This window comes from uncultured Veillonella sp. (genome assembly GCF_963522475.1).
Taxonomy (GTDB): domain Bacteria; phylum Bacillota; class Negativicutes; order Veillonellales; family Veillonellaceae; genus Veillonella.
On sequence record NZ_CAUQYW010000003.1, the window covers coordinates 45489 to 58134 of the forward strand.

Below are 12646 nucleotides of genomic sequence, written 5' to 3' on the forward strand. Positions count from 1 at the left end.
TGGCACCTCCTATACACTATAGGTAAGAAATGTTACAGACGTGACAAGATCTAACTTTCCTTCAATGGCATTCCATCTTAGCATTAATTGACCATCATCACTTGTATATTCTTCTATAATACCCAACTCCTTAAACACATCTAAGGATGTAAGAGCACTTCGATTATTTTGATCCGGCGGTTTACGTCGCAGAATTTCTTGTTCTACATGGTAAACCGATTGATTACGTCCACGCATAGCCTGTTTTACTATTACATACGTTTGTCTAAGACCTTCTGTTGAAAGCATAATAGGTTCTTCACACAAAGGCTCAATAGCTTGAATCATAAGTTGAGGAGAAACCGTTCCTTGCCATTCATTCTTTTGCAACGAAAATGCTACTCTCACCACAGTTCCAACAAATATAGTCTTAAACAAATCAGGACGATTCCAAGCAATAGCATCCAACGTACCACTAGAGGTTTCTAAAATCACCTTACAATGATTTTTTAATTGCCCCATTAGCATAATATCTTGTATTGTTGCTTCCATAACAGCAAAAACTGGTGTGCTGTTTCCCATACCATACGGCTCAAGAGCTGAGATACGGTCAATGATATCTACATCGATATCATCAACGGGTAACTCCGCATCAATAGCAACAACAGGGATGTATTCTTCTTCTGTCACATGTTCTTTACAATATGCAGTCAAACGATTCCGTAATTCATCTATACGATTAACATCAATACTGAATCCTGCTGCTGCAGCATGTCCACCAAATTGTAGCAAAATATCTTCACAAGACTTGAGTGCATCGTAGATATTAAAACCATCGATACTACGACAAGAACCTTTACCGATGCCGTCATGAATGCTGATGACTAATGTGGGCTTATAAAACTCTTCTACCAACCTAGATGCAACAATACCAATAACACCTGGGTGCCAGTCTTCGCCAGCCACAACGGTTACATAGTCTGCTTTATGGCCTTGGTTAGCCACATCAATACGAGCTAGTTCGTGAATATTCCGCTCTAGTTCTTGACGCTCACGATTTGTTTCATTTAATTCCTCAGCAATCGCTTCAGCCGTATCAGCAGCTTCAGTAACCAACAACTCAACGGCACGTGTTGCATGAGTTACACGCCCTGCTGCATTAAGCCTTGGAGCCAACGTAAACCCAATATGGCCAGATGTTATAGTTCGTTCATGGAGACCTGCCACATCTATAAGCTTATTAATCCCCAAATTAGGATAACTATTCATCTTATCTAGGCCTGCTTTTACGATGATGCGGTTCTCACCAACTAAAGGCACTACGTCTGCTACAGTACCTAATGCAACGATATCCAAATCATCTAAATACCATTCACCATACTTTGTAAGCCACAAAGCTTGGCATAATTTAAAGGCAACGCCAACGCCAGATAAGTTTTTATCCTTATATGGACAATCTTTTTGCTTGTGGTTAATAACAGCCTTTGCTCGTGGAATCATATCTGGTGCTGTATGATGATCGGTAATAATCATATCGATACGGTCTCGTACAGCCTCCACAATATCGTAAGAGCTAATACCGCAGTCTACGGTAATAACTAGAGCTGTTCCCCGTTCTATAAGGTGTTCTAAAGCCTCTAAATTCAGGCCATACCCTTCGCTTTGACGCTCCGGTATATAATAAGTAACATCGGCTCCAAGTTTCTTTAAGAATCGATATAGAACAGATGTTGCGGTAATACCATCTACATCATAATCGCCATAAATAACGATTGGCTTATGCCTTTCAATTGTCTCCTGAACTAGTGAAACAGCCACATCCATATCTTTCAAAGTAAATGGATCTAGCAAATCAGACAATGAGCTTTGTAAAAATCGACGACCTTCGTCAACATCTATATGGCGATTTACCATTAATTTTGCCACAATAGGATTTACACCAAGTTCACGGATTAAGATATTTTCTTGTTCTTTGTTGCCTGTAGATATACGCCAACGTTTTTTCTTAATCATCATATCCCTCAGTAATTTATAATCAATATTATTATGAAATTCAACGTATTATCATTATCATTTTTATTTATTATACATCAAAAAGCGAATAAAATAAACAGTTTTATATATTTTATTCTCATTTAAACTTTTTATTTTTCTCAACAAAAAAGAACCTCCCATTATCAATAGGAGGTTCTCGATCAGTGAATTACTCAGAACCGGAAGTCTCGTTCGCCCTCTTTCATCTGTGCAATATAAGCTTTAGCTTTATCTTTAACTAAATCATTTTTGATATTTTCTAACTGTTGTTCAATAACCTTAGCGCCATGTGCTTTAGTTTTTTCGTCACCATAATCCATGATGTATTCGTTTAATGTCATCAATGCATTAGGTTGGCAACAGTTATGGATTTGTCCGGATTTAGCAAGGGCCATAAATCTGTCCCCTGTTCTACCTGCACGATAGCATGCAGTACAGAAGCTAGGCACATATCCAAGATCTAGTAACCAATCTACGATTTCATCTAATGTACGTGTGTCACTGCGATCAAATTGAGCCGAATTATCTTCTGGTTTCTCTTCTTCTTTGTAACCACCTACGCTAGTACGAGAGCCACCACTAATTTGGGAGATACCTAATGCCAAACCACGTTCACGCATGGATTGACTTTCACGGGTAGACATAATCATACCTGTATACGGTGTGGATACACGAATAAGAGCAACGATTTTCTCAAATATATCGTCAGGTACAGCATTACTGAAATCATCTACATCGATATCATCAGCTGGACAAATACGAGGTACAGAAATTGTATGTGGACCTACACCAAATACAGCCTCTAAATGTTCAGCATGCATTAGTAGGCCAACGAAATCGTATTTATAATGTTCCAAACCATAAAGAACACCGATGCCTACATCATCAATGCCACCTTGCATAGCGCGGTCCATCGCCTCTGTATGGTAGGCGTAGTCGCTCTTAGGGCCTGTTGGATGAAGTGCTTCATAGTTTTCTTTATTGTACGTTTCTTGGAATAATGTATATGTACCAATGCCAGCTTCATGTAATTTCTTATAATCCTCAACGGAACAAGCTGCAATATTTACGTTTACACGGCGAATTTCGCCATTTTTATTTTTAATACCATAAATAGTCTTGATAGATTCCAAAATATATTCAAGAGGATTATTAAGAGGATCTTCACCAGACTCAATAACAATGCGCTTATGCCCCATTGCTTCTAAGGCAATAACCTCTTCTCTAATTTGGTCTTGAGTCAACTTTTTACGTTTAATATCGCGATTTTTAGAATGGTACGGACAGTATACACAACCATTAATACAATAGTTAGACAAATATAATGGTGCAAATAGAACGATACGATCGCCATAAATAGCTTTCTTGATTTCTTTAGCTAACGCATAAAGCTTTTCCTTATATTCAGGCAACGGACATTCTAATAGAACAGCTGCCTCTCTATGGTTTAACCCCTTAAATGTAGCAGCTTTTGCTAAAATAGCATCTAACAACTCCCGATTTTCCTTGTTTTCCTCTGCATAGGCAAGGGTGTCAAGGATTTCCTGATGGGAAATAAATTCCTCCGCCTTTGGAGATTTTACATCATACATAGTACTTACCTCAAATCTTTCTAGTGGCAACGCCACCCCTCTTTAGGTATATGAAAGTATATGACAACCAGTCTTCTGGTATTTCACTGATACTGTACATAGTATACCACTATTCCTACTAAAAAACATAGGAATTTGACACACAATAAAAGATTGCTCCATCTTCAATAGAAGCAACCTTTATTTAATGGGTATTTCTAGTTTATATCGATTATCTATATCGAATATGAGTAAAATGTATATTTCTACAGTTTATGTATAAATATCTTTTATCCTTACAATTCATTACCATAATTGTAAGAAATCTACAGTCTCGCCATTTAAGTTTTTACCTAAAGCAATACAAGTTTTATTTGAATTATTATAGTATTTTTAACAATCTTTACTTTTTTTAACGCACATATAGCCGTATCAACAGGACTTACTAAAGCGACTACAGAGCTACCTATTTAACTGATTCCTATTATTAAAAAATGTCCTATAAGCTAATTGACACGTAATAAAGCAGACAATTGAAATAGTGGATAACGTCATAAAAGTAACAATCATTTGATATTTTACAGCTTCTAATGGAGGCATGCCTGCTAGGATAAGACCAGTCATCATACCAGGCAAAGCTACTATCCCCAATGTTTTTGCACTATCTATTGTAGGTTGTAAGCCAGTTTTTATAATATCCCTAACAATTGCTTTAGAGGCCTGTTTAGGTGTACTCCCCAAAGCTAGTTTAATTTCTACCTCTTGTTGACGTAGGTCAAAATTCGATAGCAGTTGGCGATAACAAAGTCCTATGGCAACCATAGCACCACTGATAACCATCCCTCCTACGGGAATCAATTGATAAGCAGTAAAATCCAGAACGCCTGTTACGAGTAAAATAGATAACGTTATCCATGCACCAATAGTAATAGCAAACCAAGAGATCCATAGGGCATGTGGAATCCCCTGCCCACGTTTAGCGGAGTTATAAGCTGCATTAAAAGCCATAAACCCTAATAAGCCAATGATAAATATAGGGCTTTCAGTACCAAAAATATAGGATAAAATAAATCCAATAATCAATAGTTGAACTGTAGCTCTTATAGCACTAATAAAAATATCCTTTTCTAAGTTCAATTCTTGCCGATAGGACATCACCATACTAATAATAACTAATATTGATGCTAAGCATAGCGATGCAGTAGAAATAGCATGAAATTGACTCATCGTAATACCTCCTCTTTAGCTAGTACACCATCCACAATAGTGATACGACGATTAGCTTTCCGCAAACTTTGTTCCTCACTATGAGTAATAGATACTATAGTCATCCCTTTATTATGAAGCTCATCAATAACTTGTTCTACAATAGATGTATTAACAAAATCTAATGCAGATGTAACCTCATCCAATAGTAATACTTTAGGTTCAAAAATAAGACTTCGAATAAGGCAAATCCGCTGCATTTCACCACCAGATAATTCATCATTACGTCTCTCTAGATACTCCATAGGCATATGTAATAAACCAAATAAATATTTAATACGCTCCATATCGGGTTTCATACCACGGATATCATAAGGAAACAAAATGTTACGGCGTACAGTTTTCGCAAACAAATAAGGTCTTTGAAAGCAGTAGCCCACCTCTTTACGATAAGATTCAGGATCTATAGCCGTTAAGGGACGACCATCATAAGTAATAGTTCCTGATGTAGGGCTAATCAGATCACTACATAATTTTAAAAGTGTACTTTTACCACTTCCGGAAGGTCCTACAATAGTAATATAATCGCCTTGATTTACAGATAAAGATACATCACGGATAATAGATTTGTCGTTTGCAACATAAGATATATTAGATAATTCTAGCAATGCCATAATGCCCCCTATCTCGTCATTTGTATATTAAAAGCAAAATATTGCCTCACTGTGGCTAAATATTTAGTTATTTTAAGTATAATGATTTTAAATATCATATCATCAAAATGATAATGATAATGTTAATCTTAATTATAATATATTTATAAGACATCTACTACAAAAAACAAAAATCCCTAGTGGAAAACCACTAGGGATTAATAGTCTTTGTAAAATTAAGCTTCTACAGGGTATACGCTAACTTTACGGTTATAACGACCAGCACGTTCAAATGCTACTTTACCAGGCACAAGTGCAAATAAAGTGTCATCTTTACCGATACCTACGTTAGTACCAGGGTGGAAGTGAGTACCACGTTGACGAACGATGATGTTACCGCTCTTTACGATGGAACCATCATGGCATTTAACACCGAGACGTTTAGATTCACTGTCACGACCGTTACGAGTACTGGACACACCTTTTTTATGTGCGAACAATTGCAAATCAAAAGTAAACATTAAGTTCACCTCCTATATTTCGTGTATTTGGACAAACTCTGGATATTGACGGCTAATTTCCTCTAAACCGAGAAGCATAGTCCCCAGAATATCCTGTCCACTCTGGTTAATCGTACCAGAGAGAACCATATCACATTGACCTTCGCTATTCGTATATTTCCCATCTTGCTTAGCAATCTGAGTAAGTCCTAACATTGCCGTTGCCGATAAGGCTGACACTGCAGCACATACGATATCAAAGCCATGCTCATCATATCCTGCATGACCGGACATGTGACAACCAATTACTTGACCATCACTATTCCGCTGGATTCGAATGGAAACCATAATTAAGCTTGGATAGATTCAATACGAACTTTTGTGAACGGTTGACGATGGCCTTGACGACGACGGTAGTTGGATTTAGCTTTGTATTTGAATACTAAAACTTTTTTACCTTTACCATGTTCAAGAACTGTACCTGTAACTTTTGCACCGTTTACAAGAGGAGCGCCAACTTTAACGTCGCCGTCATTCACTACAGTCAAAACTTCTTCGAATGTTACGGAATCGTTAGCAGCTGCTTCCAATTTTTCGATAGTAATTACATCGCCTTCAGCAACGCGATATTGTTTACCACCAGTTTTAATAATTGCGTACATGAGAACACCTCCTTGTTATCGAACTCGCTGAATTCGGTATCCCGACCCGAACATCGGTCGGGCGTTTAAACCTGCTTCACGCGGATTGCAAAGTTCAGTAAACCGAACTAATACTGATACAGTATATCCTATTTACCTATCCATGTCAAACAAAATTCACCATAAATAGCTCAATTTCTGATACTTTCATATATATACAAACCTCTAAAATTCTCCGATAATGCCGAGGTGTTGTAAAAGTATTTTTGTACCGATGAAGATCAACACACTCCCACCTAATATGTCTGCATATTTTCCTACGAACTGGCCCATAAATTTGCCTAGGTAAACGCCAATAAGAGAAATACCAAAGGTAATGACCCCTATCATAGTGGAAGCTTCCCATACATTGATTGGCAAGAATGCAAAGGTTAAGCCTACAGCCATAGCATCAAGGCTAGTTGCTACAGAAAGCATAATCATCTCCCAAGCCCCTAAGAATTGTTTGTCATTCTCTTCATCATCGTCGTCGCTGAGTCCTTCTCGAATCATAGCAATACCTAAATAGCCAAGGAGACCAAAGATAATCCAATGATCCCATTCAGATATAACGTCGATAAACTGGCGCCCAATGAGCCAACCAATAATAGGCATGAGAAACTGGAATACCCCAAATAAAAATGCCAATGTCACCTTGCGTCCATTTTCACCTACGGGCATGGATAAACCTTTACCAATAGAAACACCAAAGGCATCCATGGCTAAGCCAATACTGATTAATATAATTTCAAATACAGACACGATACTCCCCTATAAAAACTACTTACTTATTCTGCTACGGCCATCAAGGAATATCCTTCCCGGCTAATTTGTGGGTTTACTACGATTGAAATATTACGACCTATGGATTCTCCTAAGTCTTCTAATACGGCCTTAGTCAAATATTGAGCTACCTCAGGGTGAACTTCAATCTCTAAATTAGACTTAATACGTCCCGATTTAAATAACTCACGAATACGACGAACAATCTGCATATACACAGTTCTACCAGACAACATATATCCAGTGCCGCCACATTGAGGACATGTATCAAACATCAAAGTTTGTAAACCTTGGCGCGCTCTCTTACGAGTCATTTCCACAAGACCAAGCGAACTAATCCCACATACAACGGTCTTCATATTATCCAGCTTAGCCTGTGCACTCAACAATTTTAACAACTCTTGTTGATGGGACTTATCCTTCATATCGATAAAATCGACGACGATAATACCACCAATATCGCGCAATCGCAATTGTCGACAGATTTCCTTTGCCGCCTCTTTATTGACTGTAAAAGCCAGATCTTCTAACTTATTAGACTTACCGGTGTAATGAGCCGAGTTTACATCAAATACGGTGAGAGCCTCCGTATGATCAATACGGATAGAGCCCCCTGAAGGTAGACTAATATCACGAGAGATAAGATCCTCTAATTGAGGTTCAATATGGTTAGCTTTGAAAATCGGTGTACTGTCACGATGTCGTGTAACCTTAATTTGCTGAGATGTAGGTCCATGACCTAATAAGTCCATCAATCGAGATTCGCCCATATCGGAATCTACGATAATTTCCGCTACATTGCGGTGCGCATAATCTCGCACGAGACGGAACCAAAAATCCGCATCACTATAAAGATCAGTGCCGCTCTTAGCTACTTTAAAACGCTTTAACACATGTTGCCACGTGCGCCACAAGTAATCCATATCACGACCGATTTCTTCAGCACTCGCTTTAGCCGCCGCAGTACGAATAATAAAACCACAGCCTTCTTGCACATATGGTGCGGCCAACTCTTGTAATTTAGCGCGCAATGCTTCATCGGTAATCTTTTTAGAGATATGCATGCCTTTAGAATATGGTAACAGCACCATAAAACGTCCTGCTAAACTCACATCAGCAGTAACGCGAGCTCCTTTACCGAGCATCTCCTCTTTTACGACTTGCACGAGAACTTGTTGCCCCACAGATAGGCGTGGCAAGATTTTCTGTTCTTTCCCTTGTTGAAGGTTCAAGTACGCATTTTGAGAGCCCCCAATATCTACGAATGCAGCTTGCATGCCGTTTAATACATTCTTAACAGTGCCCTTGTACATATGGTTTGCCATATGAGACTCATCGGTACGCTCCAACACAAAGTCCACTAACTGTCCTTCTTCATCGATAACAGCCATGCGAATTTCTTCGCGCATAACATTGACCAAAATTTTATGCATCCTATCCCTCCCTTCGCTCAATTTAAAATATATAAATCTTTTAAAGCACTAAAACTTATATAAACAGCTTTAAATTTATGTAAAGAGTATTAGTAGTTAATGTCCAACGGAGTATAACGTCCTTCTTCGTTTTCCACCATAATTGCTTTACGGTGAATTTCATAGCCACTTGTAATAGGCCAGTTATATTGATCTTTACCAAGATTCCACACTTCGCTAGGTTTGATTGTACCTTGCGGATAGATGCCAATGCCCATAGTAAGGGTTACCATACCATCCTTAACAGATGCTACGATAGGTTCTTTTACAAATTCTTTCACATCAATAGTGCGAGTTTTCTTTGGTGTTACCTTTTCATAAGAAATCTCCGTAGCTTCGTTGAAAGATTTGAGTAAAGCATCCCAATCCGCATGTTCATCCGTTACAGGACCTGTTACTTCGTAAATAGCAAAGTTACAGATAGCCATCATCTTTTTAACCTTTTCAGGCATTTCCTTGCCACCTAGCACCTCAAGACCTGGCGGTGCTACGCGGTTCAAACGCTTCATAATAGACTCTAAAGAGTCCTCTTCTAATACATCCATATCGATATATTCAGCCGCCGCTGTTACACCTAGAGCAAGTGCAGAGGAAAAACTAATTTTCATATGTGGATTAAAGCCTTCAGAATAAGCCATTTTTATTTCTGCACGGCGAATCATACGTTCTACTGCTTGTGCATAATCAAGGTGCGACAAGAATCGCAATTTTTCGCCTTTATTTAAGGCCAAACGTAACTTTTTCAACTCTGCCACCCTCCTTATAGTCAATAATTGCAGTATTTAGCTCTGGACATACGTTACAGCCCTTACATGGACCGCGACGGCAATCATTTGTTAAGTTTGCCTCTACCGCTTGTTCCCACTCCCGTTTCAAGAAGGCTTTACTTACTGTACAGTCTAAGTGGTCCCATGGTAATGGCTCGTCGAAATCACGAGTACGACGTGCAAAATATGCAGGATCCAAACCACAGTCAGCGAATGCTTTTAACCAAGTTTCATAGTTAAAGTACTCAGTCCAGCCATCAAATTTACAACCTGCATTCCATGCTTTTACAAGAACCTTAGACAATCTACGGTCCCCACGAGCAAAAGCGGCCTCCATGTAGCCAGTATAGCCATCATGATAGTGATAAGAAATATTGCGATTATTGATGAGAGATTTTAAATAGCGTTGCTTACGATGGATTTCTTCTACATCTTGTTGACCATACCATTGGTATGGAGAATGTGTTTTTGGTACGAAGAAGGATACGCTCACAGTTACAGAACCATTTCGTTTGCCTGTAATATCACGGTGTAAATCAAGCACCTTATACGCCAGATCAGCAATACCTGCCAAATCTTCATCCGTTTCAGTTGGAAGACCCATCATGAAGTACAACTTAACTGTATTCCAGCCGGATTTAAAGGCATTTGTACACGCTGCCAATAAGTCCTCTTCGCTAACACCTTTATTGATAACATCGCGCATACGTTGTGTACCCGCTTCAGGGGCAAAGGTAAGACCACTTTTACGCACTTGTTGTACTTTTTTTGCAATGTCAATGGAGAAGCTATCAATACGTAAGGATGGTAAGCTTACACTTACTTGTTTATCTTTGAATTCTTCCATAAGCATATCTACTAGCTCTGGCAATTTAGAATAGTCAGCAGAGCTTAAACTCATCAAGGAAATTTCATTATACCCAGTGTTTGCAATCGTATCCTTCGCAATTTGTAACAAGCGCTCAGGCGTCTTTTCACGTACAGGACGATATAGCATACCAGCTTGGCAAAAACGACACCCCCGTGTACAGCCACGGAACAATTCAAGTACTGCACGGTCATGCACGATATCTAAGAACGGCACAACAGGTTTTGTTGGGTAGAAAACATTTTCTACATCTTCTACGATGCGTTTTTCTACAGCAGCCGGTACATCTTCAAAACGAGGTGTAATAGATTTAAAATCTCCTTTCTCTGTATATTCCACATCATATAATGCAGGACAATAGGTGCCAGGAATTTGAGCCACTTTACGTAAGAATCCTTCCTTGCCACCTGGGAATCCCTTTGCCTTTTCCGCTTTATAAAGATCGATAAATTCATCGCCCCATTCTTCGGATTCACCGAGAGATACGATATCAAAGAACTCTGCAATAGGCTCTACATTAAATGCACATGGGCCACCGCATACAAGTAATGGGAAATAATCCATATCGCGGTCCTTAGCATACATTGGAATGCCAGCCAAATCGAGCATATTCAAAATGTTGGTAAAACTCAGCTCATATTGAAGTGTAAAGGCCAACACATCAAAATCTTTGATAGGCGTACGAGTTTCCAAAGAGAACAAAGCAATATTGCGCTTGCGCATTTCCTCTTCCATATCGTGCCACGGTGCAAACACACGTTCCGCAGCCGCATCATCACGACGGTTTACAAGACCATATAAAATTTTGATGCCCAAATGACTCATAGCCACTTCGTATACATCTGGAAAAGCTAATGCCATTGTTACATCAACAGTACTGTGATCTTTTACGATACTGTTATATTCACCACCCGTATAACGAGCAGGTTTTTGGACATGTTGTAACCATGACGTATCTAATTGAATCATACATCCTCCGTCTTTTCTGAAAGACTTCTTTCACAATCAACACTATATACATAGTATTATTTAAAAAATATATTTTGTCCGTTGCATAGCGATATTTAATAAAATACCAATACTCAACATATTCGTAGTCAATGCACTAACACCATAACTAAGGAATGGCAATGGAATACCAGTAACAGGCATAATACCAATGGTCATACCTACATTTACGAGTACCTCAAAGGTAAACATAGTGGCAATACCTGTAGCTAATAACATACCAAAATTATCATTGCACATATATGCTACTTTAATGCTGCGATAAATAAGCATAAAGAGCAACAACAACACAATGATACAGCCTACAAAACCAAATTCTTCACCAATAACGGAAAAAATAAAGTCTGTATGGTTTTCTGGTAAGAAGTTTAACTGACTTTGTGTGCCATTAAAGATACCTTTGCCAAAAATCAAACCAGAACCAATGGCAATCTTAGACTGAATAATATGATAGCCAGATCCAAACGGATCAATATCTGGATTTAAAAATACGAGAATACGTTGTTTTTGGTATTCTTTCAGTACAAACCAGCCTAAAGGCATCAATAATAAACCAGTGCCTGCAATGATTTTTATGAGTCTAGTTTTAATGCCAGAGATAAATAGCATTCCCACAAAAATGGCAATGTACACAAGAGATGTACCTAAGTCAGGTTGTAAGAATACAAGCGCAATAGGTACCCCCACATATAATACAGGCATTATTAAAGACTTAAATGTATCTAACTTGCCAATACGGGGCTCTAGCATTTTCGCCATACAGATAATCATCAATAGTTTAGAAAATTCTGATGGCTGAATGGTAATAGGACCTAATTGAATCCACCGTTGAGCACCCAATGCAGAGGTGCCAACAGCCATAACGGCAATTAACATCAAAAGGGTAATAGCATATATGATATTACCTCCATCCTTTAACCGATGGTAGTTAAGAAATTGCATACCTATTACAACGGCTACATTAGCAAGGAAAAATATAAGTTGCTTCACTACTAAACTGCCAAAGCCAATAGGTTCTTGATTAACATGAGTTGCACTGCCAATGGCTGCTAAGCCAATAGAAACAAGTAGAAAAGTACATATGATGATAGCCCAGTCGCTATCATTCCATAGTTTCCGCCACAT

12 protein-coding genes are annotated in these 12646 nt (G+C 38.6%); all 12 read right to left on the minus strand.

Annotation, left to right across the window (positions count from 1 at the left end):
* Nucleotides 1-9: 9 nt before the first annotated feature.
* The gene (gene recJ, locus RWP19_RS02485) at nucleotides 10-1992 is read right to left on the minus strand and encodes a single-stranded-DNA-specific exonuclease RecJ (RefSeq protein ID WP_314356439.1); all 1983 of its coding nucleotides are present in this window, start codon (nucleotides 1990-1992) and stop codon (nucleotides 10-12) included.
* A 194-nt stretch (nucleotides 1993-2186) separates the two neighbouring features.
* Complete coding sequence (gene hydG, locus RWP19_RS02490) at nucleotides 2187-3605, minus strand: [FeFe] hydrogenase H-cluster radical SAM maturase HydG (RefSeq protein ID WP_314356336.1); 1419 nt, start codon at nucleotides 3603-3605, stop codon at nucleotides 2187-2189.
* Nucleotides 3606-4046: 441 nt separating this feature from the next.
* Complete coding sequence (locus tag RWP19_RS02495) at nucleotides 4047-4811, minus strand: ABC transporter permease (protein ID WP_314356337.1); 765 nt, start codon at nucleotides 4809-4811, stop codon at nucleotides 4047-4049.
* Nucleotides 4808-5464, minus strand: a complete 657-nt coding sequence (locus RWP19_RS02500) for an ATP-binding cassette domain-containing protein (RefSeq protein WP_314356338.1) — start codon at nucleotides 5462-5464, stop codon at nucleotides 4808-4810. Before RWP19_RS02500 ends, RWP19_RS02495 begins: the two co-directional genes overlap by 4 nt.
* A gap of 215 nt (nucleotides 5465-5679) precedes the next feature.
* Nucleotides 5680-5964 (minus strand): 50S ribosomal protein L27, encoded by a 285-nt coding sequence (gene rpmA, locus RWP19_RS02505; RefSeq protein ID WP_004696430.1) that lies wholly within the window; start codon nucleotides 5962-5964, stop codon nucleotides 5680-5682.
* Between the two features lie 12 nt (nucleotides 5965-5976).
* Nucleotides 5977-6291: a ribosomal-processing cysteine protease Prp gene (locus tag RWP19_RS02510; protein WP_314356339.1), complete on the minus strand. Its 315-nt coding sequence runs from the start codon at nucleotides 6289-6291 to the stop codon at nucleotides 5977-5979.
* A gap of 2 nt (nucleotides 6292-6293) precedes the next feature.
* A complete protein-coding gene (rplU, locus tag RWP19_RS02515) occupies nucleotides 6294-6605 on the minus strand; it encodes a 50S ribosomal protein L21 (RefSeq protein ID WP_005377353.1) in 312 nt (103 codons plus the stop codon).
* Nucleotides 6606-6809: 204 nt separating this feature from the next.
* Nucleotides 6810-7385 (minus strand): manganese efflux pump MntP family protein, encoded by a 576-nt coding sequence (locus tag RWP19_RS02520; RefSeq protein WP_314356340.1) that lies wholly within the window; start codon nucleotides 7383-7385, stop codon nucleotides 6810-6812.
* Between the two features lie 26 nt (nucleotides 7386-7411).
* Nucleotides 7412-8839: an Rne/Rng family ribonuclease gene (locus RWP19_RS02525; RefSeq protein ID WP_314356341.1), complete on the minus strand. Its 1428-nt coding sequence runs from the start codon at nucleotides 8837-8839 to the stop codon at nucleotides 7412-7414.
* A gap of 89 nt (nucleotides 8840-8928) precedes the next feature.
* Nucleotides 8929-9624, minus strand: coding sequence for a TIGR03936 family radical SAM-associated protein (locus tag RWP19_RS02530; protein WP_314356342.1), 696 nt, complete (start codon nucleotides 9622-9624; stop codon nucleotides 8929-8931).
* Nucleotides 9596-11482: a TIGR03960 family B12-binding radical SAM protein gene (locus RWP19_RS02535; protein ID WP_314356343.1), complete on the minus strand. Its 1887-nt coding sequence runs from the start codon at nucleotides 11480-11482 to the stop codon at nucleotides 9596-9598. Before RWP19_RS02535 ends, RWP19_RS02530 begins: the two co-directional genes overlap by 29 nt.
* A 60-nt stretch (nucleotides 11483-11542) precedes the next feature.
* The gene (gene rodA, locus RWP19_RS02540; RefSeq protein ID WP_314356344.1) at nucleotides 11543-12646 is read right to left on the minus strand and encodes a rod shape-determining protein RodA; all 1104 of its coding nucleotides are present in this window, start codon (nucleotides 12644-12646) and stop codon (nucleotides 11543-11545) included.